The sequence below is a fragment of the Nocardiopsis sp. NPDC006938 genome (genome assembly GCF_042869555.1).
Taxonomy (GTDB): Bacteria; Actinomycetota; Actinomycetes; order Streptosporangiales; family Streptosporangiaceae; genus Nocardiopsis.
This window is the reverse complement of the sequence record NZ_JBIAGA010000001.1, coordinates 164,865-186,163: the sequence shown is the minus strand read 5'-3', so window position 1 is coordinate 186,163 and position 21,299 is coordinate 164,865. Positions and strand designations below refer to the sequence as shown.

Annotated in this window: 20 protein-coding genes; 14 read left to right on the top strand and 6 right to left on the bottom strand. The window is 72.6% G+C overall.

Annotation, left to right across the window (positions count from 1 at the left end; all coding sequences use genetic code 11):
* Positions 1–19: 19 nt before the first annotated feature.
* Entirely contained in the window at positions 20–1,003 is a 984-nt protein-coding gene (locus tag ACFYL4_RS00845) for a D-alanyl-D-alanine carboxypeptidase family protein (RefSeq protein WP_387515956.1), read from the bottom strand.
* A 794-nt stretch (positions 1,004–1,797) separates the two neighbouring features.
* Here ACFYL4_RS00845 and ACFYL4_RS00840 point away from each other — a divergent pair.
* The 13 genes from ACFYL4_RS00840 (at position 1,798) to ACFYL4_RS00780 (ending at position 15,312) form a co-directional block, all read left to right on the top strand.
* Complete coding sequence (locus ACFYL4_RS00840; protein ID WP_387515954.1) at positions 1,798–5,043, top strand: nitrate- and nitrite sensing domain-containing protein; 3,246 nt, start codon at positions 1,798–1,800, stop codon at positions 5,041–5,043.
* 232 nt (positions 5,044–5,275) lie between these two features.
* Positions 5,276–5,677: a roadblock/LC7 domain-containing protein gene (locus ACFYL4_RS00835; protein ID WP_014909276.1), complete on the top strand. Its 402-nt coding sequence runs from the start codon at positions 5,276–5,278 to the stop codon at positions 5,675–5,677.
* A gap of 98 nt (positions 5,678–5,775) precedes the next feature.
* Positions 5,776–6,192, top strand: a complete 417-nt coding sequence (locus ACFYL4_RS00830; protein WP_225942487.1) for a DUF742 domain-containing protein — start codon at positions 5,776–5,778, stop codon at positions 6,190–6,192.
* A gap of 34 nt (positions 6,193–6,226) precedes the next feature.
* Positions 6,227–6,823 (top strand): ATP/GTP-binding protein, encoded by a 597-nt coding sequence (locus ACFYL4_RS00825; protein WP_017546195.1) that lies wholly within the window; start codon positions 6,227–6,229, stop codon positions 6,821–6,823.
* A 102-nt stretch (positions 6,824–6,925) separates the two neighbouring features.
* Positions 6,926–8,629 (top strand): DUF885 domain-containing protein, encoded by a 1,704-nt coding sequence (locus tag ACFYL4_RS00820; RefSeq protein ID WP_387515412.1) that lies wholly within the window; start codon positions 6,926–6,928, stop codon positions 8,627–8,629.
* Between the two features lie 147 nt (positions 8,630–8,776).
* Complete coding sequence (locus ACFYL4_RS00815; RefSeq protein ID WP_357757217.1) at positions 8,777–9,352, top strand: HIT domain-containing protein; 576 nt, start codon at positions 8,777–8,779, stop codon at positions 9,350–9,352.
* A gap of 132 nt (positions 9,353–9,484) precedes the next feature.
* Positions 9,485–10,114, top strand: a complete 630-nt coding sequence (gene pgsA / locus ACFYL4_RS00810; RefSeq protein WP_357757406.1) for a phosphatidylinositol phosphate synthase — start codon at positions 9,485–9,487, stop codon at positions 10,112–10,114.
* Positions 10,115–10,151: 37 nt separating this feature from the next.
* On the top strand, positions 10,152–11,090 hold the full coding sequence (locus ACFYL4_RS00805) for a phosphatidylinositol mannoside acyltransferase (RefSeq protein WP_387515410.1): 939 nt from the start codon (positions 10,152–10,154) through the stop codon (positions 11,088–11,090).
* Between the two features lie 70 nt (positions 11,091–11,160).
* Entirely contained in the window at positions 11,161–12,321 is a 1,161-nt protein-coding gene (locus tag ACFYL4_RS00800) for a glycosyltransferase family 4 protein (RefSeq protein WP_387515408.1), read from the top strand.
* 23 nt (positions 12,322–12,344) lie between these two features.
* Positions 12,345–12,839, top strand: coding sequence for a hypothetical protein (locus ACFYL4_RS00795; RefSeq protein ID WP_357757403.1), 495 nt, complete (start codon positions 12,345–12,347; stop codon positions 12,837–12,839).
* A 164-nt stretch (positions 12,840–13,003) separates the two neighbouring features.
* Positions 13,004–13,915 carry a pyridoxal 5'-phosphate synthase lyase subunit PdxS gene (pdxS, locus tag ACFYL4_RS00790; protein WP_387515406.1) on the top strand — a complete coding sequence of 304 codons (912 nt, stop codon included), beginning with the start codon at positions 13,004–13,006 and terminating at the stop codon, positions 13,913–13,915.
* A 45-nt stretch (positions 13,916–13,960) separates the two neighbouring features.
* Positions 13,961–14,569 carry a pyridoxal 5'-phosphate synthase glutaminase subunit PdxT gene (gene pdxT / locus ACFYL4_RS00785; RefSeq protein WP_387515405.1) on the top strand — a complete coding sequence of 203 codons (609 nt, stop codon included), beginning with the start codon at positions 13,961–13,963 and terminating at the stop codon, positions 14,567–14,569.
* Complete coding sequence (locus ACFYL4_RS00780; protein WP_357757204.1) at positions 14,566–15,312, top strand: YebC/PmpR family DNA-binding transcriptional regulator; 747 nt, start codon at positions 14,566–14,568, stop codon at positions 15,310–15,312. Before pdxT ends, ACFYL4_RS00780 begins: the two co-directional genes overlap by 4 nt.
* 85 nt (positions 15,313–15,397) lie before the next feature.
* On the opposite strand, the gene ACFYL4_RS00775 is transcribed toward ACFYL4_RS00780, so the two are convergent.
* On the bottom strand, positions 15,398–16,456 hold the full coding sequence (locus ACFYL4_RS00775) for a tartrate dehydrogenase (protein ID WP_387515403.1): 1,059 nt from the start codon (positions 16,454–16,456) through the stop codon (positions 15,398–15,400).
* Positions 16,457–16,506: 50 nt separating this feature from the next.
* Positions 16,507–17,406 carry an alpha/beta fold hydrolase gene (locus ACFYL4_RS00770; RefSeq protein WP_387515402.1) on the bottom strand — a complete coding sequence of 300 codons (900 nt, stop codon included), beginning with the start codon at positions 17,404–17,406 and terminating at the stop codon, positions 16,507–16,509.
* Between the two features lie 83 nt (positions 17,407–17,489).
* Here ACFYL4_RS00770 and ACFYL4_RS00765 point away from each other — a divergent pair, with 83 nt between their 5' ends.
* Positions 17,490–18,398, top strand: coding sequence for a LysR family transcriptional regulator (locus ACFYL4_RS00765; RefSeq protein WP_387515400.1), 909 nt, complete (start codon positions 17,490–17,492; stop codon positions 18,396–18,398).
* A 9-nt stretch (positions 18,399–18,407) separates the two neighbouring features.
* On the opposite strand, the gene ACFYL4_RS00760 is transcribed toward ACFYL4_RS00765, so the two are convergent.
* The 3 genes from ACFYL4_RS00760 to ACFYL4_RS00750 are packed head-to-tail and all read right to left on the bottom strand — an operon-like array spanning position 18,408 to position 21,258.
* Positions 18,408–18,833 carry a PPOX class F420-dependent oxidoreductase gene (locus ACFYL4_RS00760; protein WP_387515398.1) on the bottom strand — a complete coding sequence of 142 codons (426 nt, stop codon included), beginning with the start codon at positions 18,831–18,833 and terminating at the stop codon, positions 18,408–18,410.
* A gap of 47 nt (positions 18,834–18,880) precedes the next feature.
* On the bottom strand, positions 18,881–20,275 hold the full coding sequence (locus tag ACFYL4_RS00755; protein WP_387515396.1) for an adenylosuccinate synthetase: 1,395 nt from the start codon (positions 20,273–20,275) through the stop codon (positions 18,881–18,883).
* Entirely contained in the window at positions 20,272–21,258 is a 987-nt protein-coding gene (locus tag ACFYL4_RS00750) for a hypothetical protein (protein WP_387515394.1), read from the bottom strand. The genes ACFYL4_RS00755 and ACFYL4_RS00750 overlap by 4 nt, the downstream gene beginning before the upstream one ends.
* Between the last annotated feature and the right edge of the window lie 41 nt (positions 21,259–21,299).

The following is a 21,299-nucleotide window of genomic DNA, read 5'->3' as shown; positions in this document are numbered from 1 at the left end:
CCCCGGGCCGGGCCGTGGCTCAGGGGGTGAACTCCCAGTGCCAGGGCTCGAAGCCGTCCCTGGCCCACTCGGGGTTGTGCCAGCCGTGTTCGGGCGCGTGGTCGAGCATCCACCGGTGCTCCGGGGCGTCCAGCTCGTTCACGCCGCCGCACAGGTCCACGGCGAGGCCGAGCCCGTGCGCGCTGGTGCCCGGCCGGGCCGCCATCCCCGGAAGCATCTCCTGGAAGAGGCGGACCTGCTCGTGGTAAGGCCGGTAGGAATCGGTCACACACATGGGGCGGCCGAACTCTGACCGAAAGTCCCGGTCGAGGGCGACGAAAGCGGTCGCGGCGTCCGCGCGCAGCCGCTCACCGGCCTGCGGCAGCGGGCACAGCAGCGTCTGCGGCACCCGGCCGTTCTCGACGTCGGCGGACCCGCCCTTCTCCGCGCAGCCCTCGGGCGCCTCCCGCTCCGGCGGCCCGGCCGTCCGGGCCTCCTTCCCGGTGGCCGGGGCGGCGGCCATGGCCTTCTCCAGGCGGGTCTGCTGGTCCAGCAGCCTCTCGGACCTCTCCTCCTGCGCGGTGATCGCCGCCTCGGCCGCCTCACGCGCGTCCTCGGCCGCCTCGGTGGCCTCGGCCTGTTCCCGCTCGGCGGTCCGCGCGGTCTCGGCCAGCGTGTCCGAGGCGACCCGTGAGGCCCGCGCGCGGGCGAGGTCGGCGGAGCGGTGCTCCCCGAACAGCGTGAGGTAGGAACCCCGTTCCAGGGCCCGTGTGGGGCCCTCCGGATCGATCCAGGCCCGCATGAGGCTCAGGTCGACGCCCTTGTAGGCCCCGGCCGCCTGGCGTGCCGCGCCCAGCCGGGTGCCCTCGTGGCGCCGTTCGGCCGCGTCGGCGCGGGACTCGGCCGACTCCCGCCGACCGGTGAGCTCGTCGAGCCGGGCGCTCTCCTCCTCGTAGGCGCTGATCCTCTCCTGGGCGCTCTCGCGGAGGGAGGCGACCTCGGCGCGGGCCGTCGCCAGCTCCACCCGTAGGCGGTCCAGGTCGCTCTGGTCCGGATCGGTGACGTCGGCGCCCGCGGGGGCCGCGCACGTGAGGGCCAACAGCAGCGCGGTGCCCAACGGCAGGGCGGTGTGGACCGAAAAGCGAAGAATCACGCGGTTCCATCGCGAATGGCGGTCAGGGCCCGGAGGAGGGGAGTCATCACTCCAGGTGATCGAACCGGGGCGCGCCGAGGTGCGCATTTCCGCCTCCCCCTTCGGGCCTGCGTCTACGTGCTGTCACGATGTCACGCAGAAGTGATCTTCCCGAGGAAGTTGGCGGTGTGTCCAAATAGTTACCTCAATGTCCGACGGGTTTTCGGTCGCCCATCCTGACCTGGGAGATTGGCCCTAATGCGGACTGGGTGGGGATTACGGTCGCCGATGACCCCGGATGATCTTGCTTGATGGGCATCAATCGCCCGAAGCGAGCCCTTCTCGCCCATTGGTACGCTATGCACCGCACGCGCACCACGACAGTGTTGGTGCGCCGCGCCTCTCCTCCCAGGCGAGTCCGGCGGACAGTCTTCACATCTCCCCACACTCCCACTGCTTCCTGCTTCTGGTGGACCACTGTGGCCATGGCGACCTTCCGGTCTGGAGCGGTCCGAATCCCTGGGTCCAACAGCCGTTCGAGGCGGTGACACGAAAGGTTGCGAGGGTCCGTGTCGACACGAGCGACGAAAAGCGGGGCCAGCGCTCAGAGCGAGGCAGCGCAGGCCGACAACGCCGATGCCCAGCCCCGGCGCAGAGCCATCTGGTGGCGGCCACGTAACTGGCGGGTGCGCTCCCGACTGGTGGCCCTCATCGTCATCCCGACCGCCGTGGCGCTCGCGCTCGGTGGTCTGAGGGTCTACGAGGCCTCGGTCTCCACCGTCACCCACGCGCACATCGAGGACCGCGCCCAGGTGGGCGTCCTCATCGTGGACCTGGCCAACCAGCTGGGCCGCGAGCGCACGGCCAGCGCCGTCTTCATCTCCGACAACGCGGACCCGGACCGGCGCTCGGCCGACCTCCGCCAGGAGATGGAGACCGAGCGGGCCGCCACGCTCGACCTCCAGAGCACCCTGAACGCCCGTCTCGACGAGATGGGCGCGATGGACGGCGACCTCGCGCAGACCCGACTCGCGGCGATGCGGAGCCAGCTCTCCACGCTGGAGTCCCTGCGCACCGAGGTCGACTCCACCCGCATCACGGTCCTGCCGGTCGTCACCAAGTACCGGACGATCGCCCGGTCGCTCTCGGACTTCAACCAGACGATCGCGGACGAGACCAACGACACCGAGCTCCGCGAGGCCGTGCGCGCCCTCACCGCGCTGTCGAACGCCCGCGACCAGCTCTCCTACGAGACCGCGCTGATGGGCCACTCCCTGGCCCGCAACACGATGACCGGCGGCATCGCCGAGGCGATCGACTCCAGCCGGGCCCGCTACGAGAACGAGATCTCGAACTTCATCCAGGCGGCCTCGCCCGAGCAGCGCGCGGTCTTCGACGAGAACTTCACCGGCCTGGAGGTCAGCCAGGTCTCTACCATGCGTATGCGCGTCATGTACCGCGCCGACCGCGGTGACCCGCTGACCAACGTCACGCCCAACGACGGCCCCGAGGACTACGCGGCCATCGCCGACACCGCGCTGGAGCGCCTCCAGACGGTCGAGTCGACCCTTGCCACGGGCATCGCCTCCGACGCCAACGAGCTGCGCGGCCAGGCCCTGTTCCGCACGATCATGGACCTCATCATCGTCGCGGGCGTGCTCCTCGCCGTCTTCGTCCTCACCTCCCTGGTGGTCCGCTCCCTGGTGCGCCCGCTGCGCACCCTGGAGGACGGCGCGCGCCGCGTCGCCGAGCGCGACCTGCCCGACGCGATCAACCGGATGCAGGAGGCCGGCACGGCCCCCGAGTCGGTCCGGGTCACCCCCATCGAGGTGCACACCCACGACGAGATCGGCGAGGTCGCCCGCGCCTTCGACGACGTCCACCGCGTCGCCCTGACCCTGGCCTCCGACGAGGCGGGTCTGCGCAGCAACGTCAACGCGATGTTCGTCAACCTGTCCCGCCGGAGCCAGACCCTGGTGGAACGGCAGCTGCGCCTGATCGACGGTCTGGAGCAGTCCGAGCAGGACGCCGACCGCCTCTCCGACCTCTTCCAGCTGGACCACCTCGCCACGCGCATGCGGCGCAACAACGAGAACCTGCTGGTCCTGTCCGGCCAGGACAACACCCGAAAGTGGGCCCAGCCCGTCCCGCTGGTCGACGTCCTGCGGGGCGCGGTCTCCGAGGTCGAGCAGTACGAGCGCGTCAACGTGCGCGCCCCCTCCCACATCTCGGTCCTCGGCCGCCCGGTCAACGACGTCATCCACCTCGTGGCCGAGCTGGTGGAGAACGCCACGTCGTTCTCCCCGCACGACACCGAGGTGCTGGTCAGCGCCAAGATCATGGACAACGGCTCCGTGCAGGTCGACGTGACCGACAGCGGAATCGGCATGGCCCCGGAGGACCTGGCGGCGATCAACGCCCGCCTGGCCGCCCCGCCGGTCATCGACGTCGCGGTCTCGCGCCGCATGGGCCTGTTCGTGGTCTCGCGCCTGGCGCACCGCCACGGCATCCGGATGAGCCTCAAGGAGGCGCACGGCGGCGGCACCACCGCCAGCGTCGTCTTCCCGCCCGACCTGCTCATCACCCCGGTCGAGGGCCAGCACGCCCTCGGCGGCCCCGGGGCCCGTCCCGAGCTGTCCGCCGGGGCCCCCGACACCTTCGCCGACGCCGAGGCGGCCTTCGCCGCCAGCCCCGCCGCCGAAGAGCCGAACGACCCCTGGAACAGCCAGGACGCGGGCGGCCTCGGAGGCGACCTGGGCGGTCTGCCCAAGCGCAAGCCCACCGGCGGCCGTCCCGAGGAGCACCCGCCCAGCGGCCAGGACCTGTGGAGCACCACCAGCTCGGAGTCGGTCTGGGAGGCGCCCAGCCGCGCCGAGGGCCTCTCGCCCAACAGCGGCCTGACCGACGGCCCCGGCTCGGTCGTGGACCCCTACGACGTGCCGGAGGGAGACGAGCCGAAGCAGCAGGAGACCACCGGTCGCAGCCTCTTCGACCCCGCCCCCCGCACCACGGACACGGGTTCGTTCAGCGCACCGAACTCCGGAGCGTTCCGCCGTCCCACCGACACGGGCGCGTTCTCGCGCCCCGCCCCGGAGACGGACGCCCTCGGCCGGCCCGCCGAGTCCGAGAGCCGGTCCGCCGACTCCTACGACGCGTTCGGCACCGGTACGCACCGGAGCGGGGCCTTCGAGACCGGCTCGCGGGACGGCGCCCGGCCCGAGCGCCCCGCCGCTCCGGCGCGCGGTGAGGACAACACCGAGACGTTCCCGGCGATCTCCTCGTGGGACACCGGAGCCCAGCAGCCGCACCAGGCACCCGCGCAGCCCCAGCAGCCCGAGCCGAACACCACCGGCACCTGGCGCGCCGGGGGCGGCGACTCCCGGGAGGGCTACGGCTCCACCGCCTACCTGTCGCGCCGCTACGGCGGCAGCCAGGGCTCGAACAGCACCGTCGTCCCGGCCGCCCCGGCGGGCGGGGACGCCGACTCGCTGCCGATCTTCGACGCCATCGAGTCCAACTGGTTCAAGCGCCGTACCGGGGGTCCCACCGTGGACACCACCGAGACCGGCCCGATCCAGCAGGTGCCCGCGGCGCCCCAGGAACCCCAGGAACCGCAGCGGACCCGCAGGGACGCCGCCGTCCAGCAGCCCGAGGCGGGCAACCGCTCCGAGCAGGAGTGGAACTCCGCGGCCGACCGCGGATGGAAGGCCGCGCGCACCGCGGCCGAGCCGCTCGCGGGCGGACTGACCACCTCCGGCTTGCCAAAACGGGTTCCCAAGGCAAACCTAGTTCCTGGTACCGCACCCAAGCCGGAGAACTTCAAGCAGATGCCCACCCGGAGCGCGGACCGTGTCCGCAACCGTTTCTCGGGCTTCCAGAAGGGCGTCCGCGACGGTCGGAACCGGCTCGGCGACAGTTCGACAGAGGAGTGACCCAAGTGACCAGTGGTGGGACGGGGTCCCTCACAGTCCCGGAAGCCGGATGCAATAGCATCTACCGAGCTTCTCGGACGCGCCACACCCATCGCTTGACGAGAGCGGAACACCAGACTCCCGGTCACCCCCACGGGAGGGGCCGGGTGGTTCGCAAAGGCAGTGCTGTCACATGCCGTGCCGGCGGTAGCAGTGCCCACAGATCGACCGGCGAACTTGGACAGGAGATCAGATGAGTCGACAGGTGAATGAACTCAACTGGTTGATCACTGACTTTGCCGACCGGGTCCCCGATGTCGCCCACGCGATCGTCGTCTCCTCTGACGGCCTTCCGTTGGCTTCGTCCGCGGGCTTCCCGGCCGACCGGGCCGACCAGTTGGCCGCCATCGCCTCTGGCCTGTCCAGCCTGACCCAGGGCGCGGCCAGGGTGTTCGAGGGTGGAGCGGTCGCCCAGACCGTCGTGGAGATGGAGCGGGGGCTGATGCTGATCATGGCGATCAGCGACGGCTCCTGTCTCGCGGTCCTCGCGGCGGCCGAGAGCGACCTGGGTCTGGTCGCGTACGAGATGACCCTGCTCGTCGAGCGGGCGGGGCGGGCGCTGACACCAACGGCGCGCACCTCGGGAATCCACTGATCCACCACCGACAGGAGGAAGTGGTGGCACCTCACAGTAGAGATGCCGGGAGCGCCTCGTGGTTCGGACAACAGCCGGGCCATCCCTCCACAGGAGGGATGCCCGCGGTTCCGGGCGGCGGAGATGTTCCTCGACCAATCCAACAACCGTATGACCAACGACCCGCGCCGGGCAGCGCCCCCAGTTCGCTGGTGCGTCCCTACGCGGTCACCAAGGGCCGTACCAAGCCGAAGTCGCAGCTTCCCCTGGAGGCTCTGATCTCGGCCACCGCGGCGGCCCGGAACGAGTCAGGGACGCTGACGCCCGAATGGCAGGCGATCAGCGACCTGTGTCGGGAGTGGCGATCCGTGGCGGAGATCTCCGCGCTACTGCGGATGCCTCTCGGCGTGGCGCGGGTGCTTGTGGCGGACATGTCCGAGCAGGGACTGGTCCAGATCAGGTCTTCGCTCAACAACGACGCTCGCCCCAACACCAACCTGCTTGAAAGGGTGCTCAGTGGACTTCGCAAGCTCTAGCCCAGCCGAGGAAGGCGGTGCTGGGGGGAACGCGATGACGTCGGTCAAGATCGTCGTCGCCGGGGGCTTCGGTGTCGGGAAGACGACATTCGTTGGCTCCGTCTCCGAGATCGTGCCGCTGACGACCGAGGCGGTCATGACCAGCGCCAGCGTCGGGGTGGACGACCTCGCCAAGACGCCGGACAAGCAGACCACGACCGTCGCCATGGACTTCGGCCGTGTCTCCCTCGACTCCGACCTGATCCTGTACCTGTTCGGCACCCCCGGGCAGCACCGGTTCTGGTTCATGTGGGACGACCTGGTCAAGGGCGCCATCGGCGCGGTCGTGCTGGTGGACACGCGACGTCTGGCCGACTGCTTCCCCGCGATCGACTACTTCGAAGAGGCGCGTCTGCCCTTCATCGTGGGTATCAACGGGTTCGACGGCTACTACCCCCACGCGGCCGACGAGGTCCGGGACGCGCTCACGCTCAGCCCGGAGATCCCCATCGTCCAGGTGGACGCCCGTGACAAGGCCTCCACCAAGTCGACGCTCATCACCCTCGTCGAGCACGCGATCACGGTGGGGGACCCCGAGGGCGCGGCCGGGCAGCAGCCCACCTCCACCGGGGGCCAGAACTCCTGGCGCTGACCAGGAGCTGCCCCGGGCCGGGGTCCCACACGGAGTACGGCCCGGTTCCCGCATGTCGGGAACCGGGCGTCCGTGTCCCGCGCGACCTGGCATCATGACGGGATGACCTCCTCCCATCCCGACGCGGCCGAGACGACCCGACGGTTCCGAGACGTGGCCGAACGGGTGCTGGACGCCCTCTTGGCGGACGACCCCGAATGGGCCCTGGGCCTGGGAGACACCCGGTGGGCCCACCGGCTCACCGACCACTCCGACGAGGCCGACTCCCTCCGGGTGAGCCTCCTGACCGACGCGCTCGGCTCCCTCGACGAGATCGACCCCGACCTGCTCGCGGCCGACGACCTGGTGGACCTGGAGATGCTGCGCACCAGGGTCAGCGCCGACCTGTGGCACACCACGGAACTGCGCCCGCGTTCCTGGGACCCGCTCGTGCACTCTCCCGGCGAGGTCCTGTACACGCTTGTGGAACGCGAGCTCCTGCCCCCGCAGGAGCGCCTGGCGGCCCTGACGGCGCGCTGCGCCGCCCTTCCGGCCTACCTCGAGACCGCCCGTACCCGCCTGTCCGAGGGCCCGGGTATGCCCCGCGTGCACGTGGAGACCGCGCTGGGTCGGCTGGAGGGCGCCCGCGCGATGCTCACCCGGGACCTGCCCGCCCTCGCGGCCCGGTTCCCCGGAGCCGCCCCAGCGGGGCTGGAGGAGGCGCGCACGGCCGCCCTGGCCGCCCTCGACGCCCACACCTCCTGGCTGCGCGTCGAGCGCGAGTTCGCCGACGCGGACCCCCGGCTGGGCGCCCGCCGCTTCGCCGCCCAGCTCTGGTACACCCTGGACTCCGAACTCACCCCGGAGGCGCTCCTGGTACGCGCCGAGAGCGACCTCCTGGCCACGGAGGAGGCGCTCGCCGAGGCGGCGTCCGCGTACGCGGACGAACCGAGCCGCCCCGGCCAGGTCGCCGAGGTACTCGCGGCGCTGGCCGACGAGTTCGCGATCGGTGCCGAGGAGGTCGTTCCCGCCTGTACCGGTGCCCTCGCCCACCTGCGCACCCGGGTCCGGGAGCTGGACCTGGCGACCGTCCACGACGACCCGGTCGAGGTCGTCCCGATGCCGGACGCCCGCCGGGGCGTGGCCGTCGCGTACTGCGACGCGCCCGGGCCGCTGGCCCCCGACGCACGCACCCAGCCCACCCTCGTCGCCGTGGCGCCGCCGCCCGAGGAGTGGGACGCCGAGCGCCGGGCCTCCTTCCTGCGCGAGTACAACGCGGGCCTGCTGCGCGACGTGATGGTCCACGAGGCGATGCCCGGGCACGCCCTCCAACTCGCGCACGCCGCCCGCCACCGGGGCGGCACCCGCGTGCGTTCGGCGCTGGGCAGCGGAACCTTCGTCGAGGGGTGGGCGGTCCACGCGGAGGAGGTCCTGGCCGGGCACGGCTGGACCGACGGAACCGACCCCGCCTCCCGGCGCGCCAACCTGGGACTGCGCCTGGTCCAGCTCAAGATGCGCCTGAGGTCCGTCCTCAACGCGATCCTGGACGTGCGCGTGCACACGGAGGGCCTCACCGAGCGCGAGGCCGTCGCCCTGCTGACCGAACGCGGCCACCAGGAGGAGGGCGAGGCCGTCGGCAAGTGGCGGCGCGCCCTGCTCACCAGCGCCCAGCTGTCCACCTACTACGTCGGCTACGCGGAGGTCTCCGACATCGCCCGAGACCTGGCCCGGGCACGGCCCCACGAGCCGGTCGGCCGCCTGCACGACGCCATGCTGGCACACGGCAACCCCTCCCCGCGCCACCTGCGCACCCTGCTGGGTCTGTGAACCGGGGGGCCGCGCCGCCCCGGCGCGCGCCACGGCCCCGCCCGGCCCCGCGCCACCCCGGGCCCCGAGGTCCGGCGCTTCACCCGCCCGGCGCTTCTATGCTGGACGCGCAGCACGAAACGGTCAGGCGAGGGGAGCGGACGAGCCATGCGCGGTGCCCACGACGATCCCGCGGACGGACCCGACCGGCTCCCCGGAGCGGGAACCGGGACCCCGGACGGCCACGAACGCCTCTGGACGCCGCACCGCATGGCCTACGTCAAGGGCGAGGGACGCCCCACCGGTCCCGGCGCTGACGACGGCTGCCCCTTCTGCCGTGCCCCCGGCCTCACCGACGAGGAGGGGCTGGTGGTGGCCCGCGGCCGCACCGCCTTCGTCGTCCTCAACCTCTACCCCTACAACAGCGGCCACCTCATGGTGTGCCCCTACCGGCACGTCGCCGAGTACTCCGCGCTGGACGAGGAGGAGACCGCCGAGGTCGCCGCGCTCACCCAGCGGGGCCTGCGCACGCTCACCGAGGCCTACCAGCCCGCAGGGTTCAACGTCGGCATGAACCTCGGTACCGTGGCCGGTGCCGGGATCGCCGCCCACCTGCACCAGCACGTCGTGCCCCGATGGGGAGGCGACACCAACTTCATGCCCGTGATCGGCCAGACCAGGGTCCTGCCCGAGATGCTGGAGCGGACCCGCGCCCGACTGGCCGAACTCTGGCCCCGCGAGTGAGACCGGGACCGCCGCCCGACCCCGCCCCGCCCGACCCCGGGGGCGACGCCACCCCCAGCGGGGGCTGATCCCACCCTGACGACCGTTCCCGCCCTACGATCACTAGAAGACATGCTGAGAATCCTTCGCCCCATGATCTCCCGGGTCACCGCCCCGCTCGGCCGGAGCCTGGCCCGTATCGGCCTGACACCCAACATCGTCACCATCGTCGGTGCCGCCGGTGTGGTCGTCAGCGCCCTCTACTTCTACCCCCGCGGACAGCTCTACGCGGGTTCGGTGGTCATCACCGTCTTCGCGCTCTTCGACATGCTTGACGGGGCGGTGGCCCGGGCCAAGGACAGCGCCAGCGCGTTCGGCGCCTTCCTCGACTCCAGCCTCGACCGGGTGGCCGACGCCGCGATCCTCGCCGGGCTCATGTGGTGGTTCGTGGGCGACGGTGACGACCCCGTGCTCGCGGGGCTCACCCTGTTCTGCCTGATCAGCGGTTTCATGGTCTCCTACATCAAGGCGCGCGCGGAGGGCCTGGGCGTCAACTGCGACGTCGGCGTGGCCGAACGCACCGAACGCCTCATCATCGTGCTGGTCGCGGTCGGCCTCAGCGAGCTCGGCGTCCCCTACATCCTCGCGGGCGGCCTGTGGCTCCTGGCCGTCATGAGCCTGCTCACCGTCCTCCAGCGCCTCGTGGAGACACGGGCCCGCCTCAACGACCCCGGCTTCACCCGGGGCGACGGCGAGGACGAGAAGACCAGCAACGGCGCCTGAGCGCGCCCCGGAGGGAACGAACGGACGAGGAAGCGACGTGGACGAACGCATGGCCGATCTGGCCTACTCGGCGGGATGGGCGCTGGTCCGCCGCGCACCGGACGGGGCGGGCCGGGCGGTGTTCCGCGTGCTGGCCGACCGGTCCTGGCGCGCCCACGACGACGCCACCCGGGGCCTGGAACGCAACCTGCGCAGGCCGCTCGGCCCGAACGCCACGGACGCCCAGCTCAGGGCGTTGTCCAAAGCGGGTATGCGCTCCTACATGCGCTACTACCACGAGATGTTCCGCCTGCCCGCCCTGAGCCGCGGGCAGATCCTCGGCCGGACCCGCCAGACCGGGATCGAGGCGCTGGAGGAACACGTGCGCTCCGGGCGCGGCGTGGTCGCGGCCCTGCCGCACATGGGCAACTGGGACCACGCCGGAGCCTGGATCGCCGCTCGCGGCACCCCGCTGACCACCGTGGCGCAGCGGCTGCGGCCCGAGAGCCTGTACCGGAGGTTCACCGCCCACCGCGAGTCCCTGGGCATGGAGGTGCTGCCGCTCGACGGCGGGGCCGCCAACACCGTCGGCGTCCTCTCCCGCCGTCTGCGCGCGGGCGGGCTCGTCTGCCTGCTCGCCGACCGCGACATCAACGGCACCGGTCTGGAGGTGGACCTGTTCGGAGAGCGTGCGCGCGTCCCCTCCGGGCCCGCCGCGCTGGCCCTGAACACCGGCGCCGCCCTCATGCCGGTCTCCCTCTGGTACGACGGCCCGTACTGGAACATCCGCGTCCATGACGAGGTGCCCGTGGCGACCGGCGCCACCCGCACCCGGCGCATCCACCGGACCACCCAGGAACTCGTTCGGGTCTTCGAGGGCGCCATCGCCGAGCACCCCGAGGACTGGCACATGCTCCAGCCCGTCTTCAGCGCCGACCACGAGGCCGACCGGGCCCGACGCCACCGGCACGGGACGCTCGCGGAACGGGGCCGGTGATCGGCCGGTGATCCGGCCACCGGACCGGACCGTCCCCCCGGACACGGTCTCCGAGAAGGACAGGAGCGGGATGCGCGTCGGGATCGTCTGCCCCTACGCCTGGGACGTGCCCGGCGGGGTGCAGCAGCACGTGGGCGACCTCGCCGAGGCGCTCGCGGCGATGGGCCACCAGGTCTCCGTGCTCGCCCCGCTGGGCGACCCCGGCCACCCGGTCCCGCCCTACCTGGTTCCGGCCGGACGGCCCGTCCCGGTGCCCTACAACGGCTCCGTGGCCCGGCTCAGCTTCGGGCCGCGCACGGCGGGCCGGGTGCGCCGGTGGATCAGCGGGGGCGGCTTCGACCTGCTGCACGTCCACGAACCCGCCGCGCCCAGCGTCTCCCTTCTGGCCTGCTGGGCGGCGGACGGACCCATCGTGGCGACCTTCCACACCTCGAACCCGCGCTCGCGTGCCATGGCGGCGGGCTCCGGAGCGCTGCGCTCGGCCCTGGAGAAGATCAACGCCCGCGTGGCGGTTTCCGAGGCCGCCCGGCGCACCCTCGTCGAACACGTGGGCGGTGACGCCGTGCTCATCCCCAACGGGGTGGCCGTGCGCCGTTTCGCGCACGCCGCGCCGCTGCCCGGGTGGCCGGGGCGGGGCGGCTCCATCGGGTTCCTCGGACGCCTGGACGAACCCCGCAAGGGCCTGGCCACCCTCCTTGCGGCCTTCGCCCGGATGGCGCCGCACCGGCCCGGACTGCGCCTGCTCGTCGCCGGGCCGGGGGAGGCCGACCTGTCCGGAGTACCGGACCACCTGCGCGAGCGCGTGGTCCTCCTCGGCCGTCTCGACGACGCGGACAAGGTCCGCGCCTACCACTCCACGGACGTGTTCTGCGCCCCCAACCTGGGCGGGGAGAGCTTCGGCATCGTCCTCACCGAGGCCATGTCGGCCGGGGCCGCCGTCATCGCCAGCGACATTCCCGCGTTCGCGGCCGTCCTGGGCGGCGGCACCGCCGGTGAGCTCTTCCGGGCGGGCGACCCCGACCACCTCGCCGAACGGGCCGGGGCCCTGCTCGACGCGCCCGAACGCCGAACCCGGCTGTCGGAGGCCGCACGCGGGGCCGTCCGAGCCTATGACTGGGACACCGTCGCCGCCGACATCGCCCACGTGTACGCGACCGTGCTGTCATGGGACGACCGGGCCGGGGTGAGGCTGGGCGCCCGGCGTCCGCCCGCGCGGGGTGAGTCGCCCTGATCGAGGACGTCGGCTTCGTCGGTCTGGTCGCGGGGCTCCTGCTCGCGCTGGTCCTGCTCGGCTTCTACCTCTCGTGGCGCGCCACCCGGCTCGACCGCCTCCACCACCGCGTGGAGACCGCGGGCGCGGCCCTGGACGCCGCGCTGCTGCGCCGCGCCGCGGCCGTCCTGGACCTGGCCGCCGACCCCGGACTGGACCGCGCGACCGCCGCGCTCCTGGCGGCCGCGGCCAACGACGCGCGCCGTGCCGGGGAGGGGGAGCGCGAACTCGCCGAGAGCGGACTCTCCAGGGTGCTGCGCGCCACCCTGGACGGCACGCCGACCGGCGCGTCCACGGACCGCCTCGGCGAGGTCGCCGTGGCGGCGCGCGGCGTCCACCTGGCACGGGTCTTCCACAACGACGCCGTGTCCGACACCCGGCGCGCGCGCCGGTCCCGCCTGGTCCGCGTCCTGCGCCTGGCGGGCACCGCCGCGCTGCCCGACTACTTCGAGATGGACGACCGGCAGCCCCGCCTTTGACCCCGGTGCACGCCCCGGAGCGAAGTGGTCTGACGTCACACCCCAATTATCGGGCCCGGCGTCAGACCAAAAAAGGTGGTGGAACTAGGATGGGACGCCGGTCGACCGGTGCGCGCAACCGACCGCCCGGCCCCACCCAACCGAAGGAACGGGAGACCACCACCGTGGCCACCAACGCAGCGAACACCTCCGACAACGCCGTCGGCACCCAGCGCGTCAAGCGCGGTATGGCCGAACAGCTCAAGAACGGCGTCATCATGGACGTCGTCACCCCCGAGCAGGCCAAGATCGCCGAGGACGCCGGCGCGGTCGCCGTCATGGCCCTGGAGCGGGTCCCCGCCGACATCCGCAGGGACGGCGGCGTCGCGCGCATGTCCGACCCCGACATGATCGACGGCATCGTCGAGGCGGTCTCCATCCCGGTCATGGCCAAGGTCCGGATCGGACACTTCGTCGAGGCCCAGGTCCTGGAGTCGCTCGGCGTGGACTTCGTCGACGAGTCCGAGGTCCTCACACCCGCCGACGAGGCGTACCACATCGACAAGTGGGCGTTCACCGTCCCGTTCGTCTGCGGGGCCACCAACCTCGGCGAGGCCCTGCGGCGGATCGCCGAGGGCGCCGCGATGATCCGCTCCAAGGGCGAGGCCGGGACCGGCAACGTCGTCGAGGCCACCCGGCACATGCGCTCGATCCGCGGTGAGATCAGGCGGCTGGGCACCCTCGACGAGCCCGAGCTGTTTGGCGCGGCCAAGGAACTGCGTGCCCCGTACGAGATCGTCAAGGAGGTCGCGCGCCTGGGCAAGCTGCCCGTTCCGCTGTTCTCCGCCGGAGGCGTGGCCACCCCCGCCGACGCCGCCCTCATGCGCCAGCTCGGCGCGGAGAGCGTCTTCGTGGGGTCGGGCATCTTCAAGTCCGGCGACCCGGCCAGGCGGGCCGACGCCATCGTGCAGGCCACCCTGCACTACGAGGACCCCGCGGTGATCGCCCGCGTCTCGCGCGGCCTGGGCGAGGCCATGGTCGGCATCAACCTGGACGAACTGTCGGACTCCCAGCGCTACGCCGCGCGCGGCTGGTAGACGGACGTCCCGCCGACCACCGAACGCACGACGACGAGGCAGCACGTGACCGCCAAACCCACCATCGGTGTCCTCGCCCTCCAGGGCGACGTCGCCGAACACGTCCGGATGCTCGACGACCTCGGCGTGCCCACCGCGCGGGTGCTGTCCGCCGAACGGCTCGCCACCGTCGACGCGCTGGTGATCCCCGGCGGCGAGTCGACCACCATCTCCAAACTCGCCGTCCGCCACGGGCTGATGGGTCCGCTCCGCGAACGCGTCGCCCTGGGGATGCCCGTCTACGGGACGTGCGCGGGCATGATCATGCTGGCCGACCGGCTCCTCGGGGGAACCGCCAACCAGGAGACCCTCGGCGGTATCGACATGACCGTTCGCCGCAACGCCTTCGGTCGGCAGGCGGAGTCCTTCGAGACCGGGGTGCGGATCGACGGCGTCGGCGGCGACCCGTTCGACGCGGTGTTCATCCGCGCCCCGTGGGTGGAGTCGGTCGGACCGGGGGTGACGGTCCTCGGAAGCGTTAACGGAACGGGTGGGGCCGGTAGGATCGTCGCCGTACGACAGGGCGGCCTGATGGCGACGTCCTTCCATCCCGAACTGACCGGCGACACGCGTATCCACCGCCTCTTCGTCGACATCGCGAAAGGACATGCATGAGCGGCCACTCCAAGTGGGCCACCACCAAGCACAAGAAAGCCGTCATCGATGCCAAGCGCGGCAAGCTGTTCGCCAAGCTGATCAAGAACATCGAGGTGGCCGCGCGTACCGGTGGCGGGGACCCCGAAGGGAACCCGACGCTCTACGACGCCATCCAGAAGGCGAAGAAGAACTCGGTGCCCTCCGACAACATCGAGCGCGCCCGCAAGCGCGGCTCCGGTGAGGAGGCGGGCGGCGCCGAGTGGCAGACCATCATGTACGAGGGCTACGCCCCCGGCGGTGTGGCGCTGCTCGTGGAGTGCCTGACCGACAATCGCAACCGCGCCGCCTCCGAGGTGCGCGTGGCCGTCACCCGCAACGGCGGCAACATGGCCGACGCCGGCTCGGTGTCGTACATGTTCAACCGCAAGGGCGTCGTGATCGTGCCCAAGGAGGGCACCTCCGAGGACGACGTGACGATGGCGGTTCTCGAGGCCGGGGCGGAGGACGTCGAGGACATCGGCGAAGCCTTCGAGATCGTCTGCGAGGCCACCGACCTGGTCCAGGTCCGTACCGCGCTCCAGGAGGCGGGCATCGACTACGAGTCCGCCGACTCCAGCTTCCTGCCGACCATGGAGGTTCCGGTCGACGCCGAGGCCGCCAAGAAGGTCATGCGGGTGGTCGACGCACTGGAGGACTCCGACGACGTCCAGAACGTCTTCACCAACGCCGACATCCCCGACGAGGTCATGGCCCAGCTCTGAGGCCGGGACCCGTCCGGGACCACGCGTGAACGCCCGTGGCCGCGTCCCCTCGGGGGACGCGGCCACGGGCGTTGCCGGGGTCCGGTCAGGGCAGACGGCGCAGGACCTCGGCGGTGAACTCGTCGGTCCCCGCCTCGCCGCCCAGGTCGCGGGTGCGCACCCGGCCCTCGGCCAGGACGGCGCGGACCGCGTCCATCATCTGGCCGCCCGCCTCGGGGTGGCCGAGGTGGTCCAGCATCATCGACGCCGACCAGAGCGCCCCCAGCGGGTTGGCCACGCCCTTGCCCGCGATGTCGGGGGCCGAGCCGTGCACCGGCTCGAACATGGAGGGGTAGTCGCGCTCCGGGTTGAGGTTGGCGGAGGGGGCGATTCCGATCCCGCCCGCGACCGCCGCGGCCAGGTCGCTGAGGATGTCGCCGAACAGGTTCGAGCCCACGATCACGTCGAACCGCGCCGGGTCCAGCACGATCTTGGCCGCCAGCGCGTCGATGTGCTCCTGGTCCCAGACCACGTCCGGGTGCAGTGCGGCCCGCTCGGCCACCAGCTCGTCCCAGAACGGCATGGTGTGCACGATCCCGTTGGACTTGGTGGCGGAGGTGAGCCGTCCGCCGCGCCGCTCGGCGAGGTCGAAGCCGTACTCCAGCACCCGCTCCACGCCGCGCCGGGTGAACACCGACTCCTGCACGGCCCGCTCGTCGGGGGTGCCCCGGTCGAAGCGGCCGCCCTCCCGGGAGTACTCGCCCTCGTTGTTCTCCCGCACCACCACGAAGTCCACCTCGCCCGGCAGCGCCCGGGCCACGGGGCTGGGCACGCCCTCCAGGACGGTGATCGGGCGCAGGTTGACGTACTGGTGGAACGCGCGGCGGATCGGGATCAGCAGGCCCCACAGGGAGACGTGGTCGGGCACGCCGGGCCAGCCGACCGCGCCGAGGAGGACGGCGTCGTGGTGGCGGATGCGGTCCAGGCCGTCCTCGGGCATCATCGCGCCGGTGTGCGCGTAGCGCTCGCACGACCAGTCGAACTCGTCGTAGGCGAGTGAGAGTCCGTGGTGGGCGGCCACCCGGTCCAGGACGGCGGTCGCGGGGGCGAGGACCTCGCCGCCGATGCCGTCGCCGGGGATCGTGGCGATGCGGTACTGCTTCATGGGTCTCCGTCGGGTGAGAGGTGGAGGGGGGAGGGGCGGGGGAGCGGGGGTCAGGCCGTGGGGGCGGTTCCGGTCAGGAACGCGCGCAGGGACGCGGCGGTGGCCTCGGGCGCCTCCTCCGGCACGTAGTGGTCGCAGTCCAGGGCGTGCCCCCGCAGGTCGGAAGCGTAGGCGGACCAGGCGTCGGGGACGTCGTAGTGGCGTCCCACGAAGCTGTGCTCGCCCCACAGGAGCAGGACCGGGCACTCCAGGCGGCGCCCGGAGTCCTCCCGGTCGTGTTCGAGGTCGACGGTGGCGGCCGCCCGGTAGTCCTCGCAGGAGGCGTGGACGGCCGCCGGGTCGCTGAAGCAGCGCACGTACTCGTCCACGGCCGCCGGGTCGAAGGCGGACCCGCCGTGGTGGCGCGCGTTCATCCGGGTGCGGACCCAGAACCCCGGGTCCAGGCCGATCAGGTGTTCGGGGATGCCGTGGCCCGCCGTCAGGAAGAACCAGTGGTAGTAGCCCGAGGCGAACTCCGCGTCCGCGTGCTCGAACGCGTACCGGGTGGGCACCACGTCCAGGGCCGCGAATGCGGACACCGCTTCGGGGTGGTCGAGGGCCAGCCGGTGCCCGACCCGAGCGCCGCGGTCGTGGCCCACGACCGCGAACCGGTCGAATCCGAGCCTGCGCATGAGGAGGTACTGGTCGCGGGCCATCGCCCGCTTGGAGTAGGTCAGGTGCAGGGGGTCGGAGGGAGGTTTGCCGCTGTCGCCGTAGCCCCGCAGGTCGGCGAGGACGACGCTGAACCCGTCGGCGAGGAGCGGGGCGACCCGGTGCCAGATCAGGTGGGTCTGCGGGTACCCGTGCAGGAACAGGACCGGGGGCCCCTCCCCGGCCGTGCGGACGTTGACGCGCAGTCCCTCGACCTCCACGCTGCTCCGGGCGAATCCGGGAAGTAGGCCGTCGTTCATGCCACGATCACAGCAGCCCGGCCCCGCGCGCGTCCAAGACCGGTTGCCGATAGCCCTGATAGGCGCCGCCTATAGGATCGGACGTGACGGGACGAAGCGGACGGGGCTGCGGTGTGGACGTGCGACAACTGGAGTACTTCCTGGCCGTCGTCGACCACGGCGGCGTGAACCGCGCGGCCGCCGCGCTCCACCTGTCCCAGCCCTCCCTCTCCCAGGCCCTGCGGACCCTGGAACGTGACCTGGGCAGCGACCTCTTCCACCGGATCGGTCGCCGCCTGGTGCTCAACGACTCCGGTCACGCGCTCGTCGGACCCGCCCGTGAGGCCGTGCGCGGGCTGGACCTGGCCCGATCGGCGGTGGAGGCGGTGCGCGGGCTGCGCCGGGGACGGGTGGACGTGGCGGCCCTGCCCACCCAGTCCATCGAACCGCTGACCGGGCTGGTGGCGGGCTTCACCGAACGCCACCCCGACGTGTCGGTGTCCATCCGGGGCGCCCTGACCAACCGCGACGCCGTGCAGATGGTCCGTACCGGCGCCTGCGAGCTCGGCGTGGTCGCGACCGGGGACCCGCTCGGAGACCCCGGGGTGGACGTCCTCCCGCTGGTCCGGCAGGCCTTCGTCCTCCTCGCGCCCGCGGACGGCCCCTTCCGCCCGGGTGCCCCCGTCCCGGCCGCCGCGCTGACCGGGCACCGCCTGATCGTCGGTCACGAGGGCTCGGGCATGCGCAGGTTCGCCGACCGCCTGCTGGCCGAGGGCCTGGACGCCCGCATCGTGGTGGAGAGCGAGCACCGGGTGTCGATCCTGCCCCTGGTCCTGGGCGGGGCCGGGCTGGCGGTGGTGACCGACGCCTGGCGCGGCCTGGCCGAACAGGCCGGGGCGCTCGTCCTGGACCTGGAGCCCACCGACCACCTGGACGTGGCCCTGATCAGCCGACGCGGGCCGCTCACCGCCGCCGCCCGGGCCTTCGTCGACCACGCGGCCTCGGGGGCCTGAACCGCGCGCTCAGCCGGTCATGTCCAGTTGCGCGACGACCCGGGTTGGACGCAGACGCACGACCAGTTCGCCGGGGACCCCGTTGCGTCGGCCGAACTCCTCGGCTTGATCCTCACCCACGTACCTGCGGGCGATCTCGGTGGCGGTCCGGAGCAGCTCGCGGGGGTCCTCGGACACCTCGGCCACCCCCTGGACCTGTACGAAGCCGTACGGCGGTTCCTCACGGTCCACCACGAGCGTCACCCGGGGGTCGCGGGCCAGAGCCCGGCCCTTCGCGCTGTCGCGGCCGGTGTTGAACACCAGGTCGCCGCCGTCGGCGACGAACCAGATCGGAGCCGCCAACGGGCGGCCGTCCTCGGCGGTGTAGGCCACCTTGCCCGTTCGCGTTCCGTACGTCAGGAAGTCGTGGACCTCGGGGTCAGTCAGGGAGCTCATGGCCCCAACGTAGGCCGCCTCCGACCGCTCCCCGGGGTCCGACACGCTCACGCGGTGGCGGGCAGGCGCCGGGGGAAGGGCCCCACTCGGGGCGCGCGTCGCACCGGAACGCGCGCGTCGGCCCGGGTCGGCCCCGAGAACACCGCCTCCAACGGCAGCCCGAGGGCGTCGGCGAGGGTGGCGGGCACCGGTCCGGGGACGGACTCCAGCACAGGACGCGCCGCGCCCAGGAGACCGGTCAGCCGAGCCTGGCGGGCCAGGTCCGGCGCGGTCCCCGGGGCCATCCGCACCGGGCGGCCGTCCGCCAGCTCGTACCCCACGCACCAGAGCGGGTCCCGCCCCAGGCGGGCGGGGGCGTCGGCGTGCGTGACCACCAGCGCGTCCACCCCCTCCGTGGCCTCCAGCGCGTACCGCAGGGCGACCAGGTCCAGGTGACCCACCCGGAACCCGCCCTGCCAGGGGCCGGTGCGGTTGTGGCGGTCGGCCAGACGCTCCGTGAGCAGGGCGTCCTCGGTCACCAGGGGCCCCGCGCCGTGCCGGGTGGCGAAGGTCCGGGTCACCCCGAGCCGCCGTGCCCGGCCCTCCATCCCCGCCTCCGCCAGCAGTGCCAACGGGTTCACGGAGGTGGTCGTGGACCAGGTCGTGTACGGGTGGAAGCCGTGCCACTCGTCCAGCAGCACCCCCTGGGCCCCCTCGAACACCACCGGTGTCCGGGCCAGCAGCCGGGGCAGGTACCGCTCGTCCACCAGCTCCACCCGGTCGGCGAACGCCCGGTAGGCCTCCACGCAGACGCCGGGGTCGGGAAGGCGTTCGGCTGCCCCGGCGCCGGAAACGGCGGCCTCGCCGCCGCCCGGCCGGTCCGGACCGCTCGGCGCGGTCAGGACCGGCTCCAGCCGCTCGGCCAGCAGGTCGAGCTTGCGGCGGAGCACCGCGGGGGTCGCGCAGTCGCCCGCCGTGGGGGCGTCGTCCGGGTACTCCAGGGCGTAGGCCGCCGTCTCGCCCACGCCCATCCCGCACGATCCGTGCCGGTCGCGGCCCCGCGCCCGCTCCCGGGCGCGGTTGGCGGCCGCGTGCCACGGGGTGCTGACCAGAGCGCGCCGATCCACCGTGACCAGGGAGAACGGGTCGGCCACCCCCAGACCCGCCAGGTGTTCGGCCTCGGCCGCCAGCGCGAAGGGGTCCACCACCACGAACCGGGACAGGTGGGTCGGCACCGGGCCACCCGGGGCGAGCGTGCCCGCCCCGAACTGCGCGAACGTGTGGTGCCGCCCGTCCGGGGTGACCACGTTGTGGCCCGCCTGGGCGCCGCCGTTGGCGCGCACCACCGCTCCGTACCCGCCGCCCGCGCACAGCAGGTCCACGGTCACGCCCTTGCCCGCGTCGCCGAACCCCAGGTCCACGACGATCGTGTGTTCGGCGTCGCGCGCCCTCGGCCCGTTCACAGCCGTTCCACCCCCGGGCCCTCGCCGGCCAGCTCCTCCAGGACGGTGGCGGGCACGACCGCGCCGCGCTCGCGGGCCAGCGGCCGCAGCGCCCGACCGACCACGTCGGCCTGGTCGGAACCGGCGTCGGCCAGGTCCCGCAGACCCTCCTCCAGGTCGATGGCCTCCTCGCCCAGCCCCACCGTGACCGCGATCGTCTCGCAGACCGCGTCGAGGTCGTCCAGCAGGACGAGGTTCTGGCCCAGGTGCCGCCTCCAGAACTCCCGGACCCGGTCGTTGCCGAAGTGGTGGCTGCCGGTGGGCATGAGGAAGTACACCTCGTACTTGCGCCGCAGCTCGTCCAGGATCGCCGGGAGGGAGACGTCCTCGGCGAGGTCGTCTCCGACCACGTCACGGACCTCGCGCGCCTTGACCGCGCCGTAGGCCATCTCGTCCCCGACGATGAACAGGTAGCCGCGCCTGCCCCGCTTCTCCAGGCAGTCCAGGGCGGTGTGGCGCGCCATGAAGTACATGGCCAGTTCGTAGGACTCGGTCATCTGGCCTCCGCCCCCGCCCTCCAGCAGGATGTTGCCGAGGTCGTCCTCCAGCTCGTTGCCGGACTCGAACTGACCGATCTGGAGGGGGACGCGGTCGCAGGTGGCGTCGCCGATCGCGCCGAACAGGATCTGCGGGTCCTGTACGTACCCCCGGCGCAGCAGCAGCCCGAACAGGTCGGGGAGCTTGGCCTGGAGGGAACGGGGCACACGCCCCATGGAACCGGTGACGTCGAAGAGCACCGAGACGGCGAGCGAGTTCGGGTGGGCGTCGGAGTCGCGGCTCTCGCGGACGTTGACGCCGTGCGGGTCGAGTGACGGGTGGGCCCGCCACTGGTCGCGCGGCGTGCCGGTGACGTCGTCGTGGTAGTCGAAGCCGCTGCTTCCGGCGGAGGACTGGTAGGCCCGTCGGGCGCGGTAGGCGTCGGTGGACCAGCTGCTGCTTCCCATGGTGGTCTCCTCGTGGCGTGGCGTGGCGTGGCGTGGCGTGG

Bases quoted from the DNA above. Each gene is read 5' to 3' on its own strand.
- ACFYL4_RS00835 (WP_014909276.1), top strand. From the start codon at position 5,276: ATGAGTCGACAGGTGAATGAACTCAACTGGTTGATCACTGACTTTGCC.
- ACFYL4_RS00830 (WP_225942487.1), top strand. From the start codon at position 5,776: ATGCCCGCGGTTCCGGGCGGCGGAGATGTTCCTCGACCAATCCAACAA.
- ACFYL4_RS00825 (WP_017546195.1), top strand. From the start codon at position 6,227: ATGACGTCGGTCAAGATCGTCGTCGCCGGGGGCTTCGGTGTCGGGAAG.
- ACFYL4_RS00820 (WP_387515412.1), top strand. From the start codon at position 6,926: ATGACCTCCTCCCATCCCGACGCGGCCGAGACGACCCGACGGTTCCGA.
- ACFYL4_RS00815 (WP_357757217.1), top strand. From the start codon at position 8,777: ATGCGCGGTGCCCACGACGATCCCGCGGACGGACCCGACCGGCTCCCC.
- pgsA (WP_357757406.1), top strand. From the start codon at position 9,485: ATGATCTCCCGGGTCACCGCCCCGCTCGGCCGGAGCCTGGCCCGTATC.
- ACFYL4_RS00800 (WP_387515408.1), top strand. From the start codon at position 11,161: ATGCGCGTCGGGATCGTCTGCCCCTACGCCTGGGACGTGCCCGGCGGG.
- ACFYL4_RS00780 (WP_357757204.1), top strand. From the start codon at position 14,566: ATGAGCGGCCACTCCAAGTGGGCCACCACCAAGCACAAGAAAGCCGTC.
- ACFYL4_RS00775 (WP_387515403.1), bottom strand. From the start codon at position 16,456: ATGAAGCAGTACCGCATCGCCACGATCCCCGGCGACGGCATCGGCGGC.
- ACFYL4_RS00770 (WP_387515402.1), bottom strand. From the start codon at position 17,406: ATGAACGACGGCCTACTTCCCGGATTCGCCCGGAGCAGCGTGGAGGTC.
- ACFYL4_RS00760 (WP_387515398.1), bottom strand. From the start codon at position 18,833: ATGAGCTCCCTGACTGACCCCGAGGTCCACGACTTCCTGACGTACGGA.
- ACFYL4_RS00750 (WP_387515394.1), bottom strand. From the start codon at position 21,258: ATGGGAAGCAGCAGCTGGTCCACCGACGCCTACCGCGCCCGACGGGCC.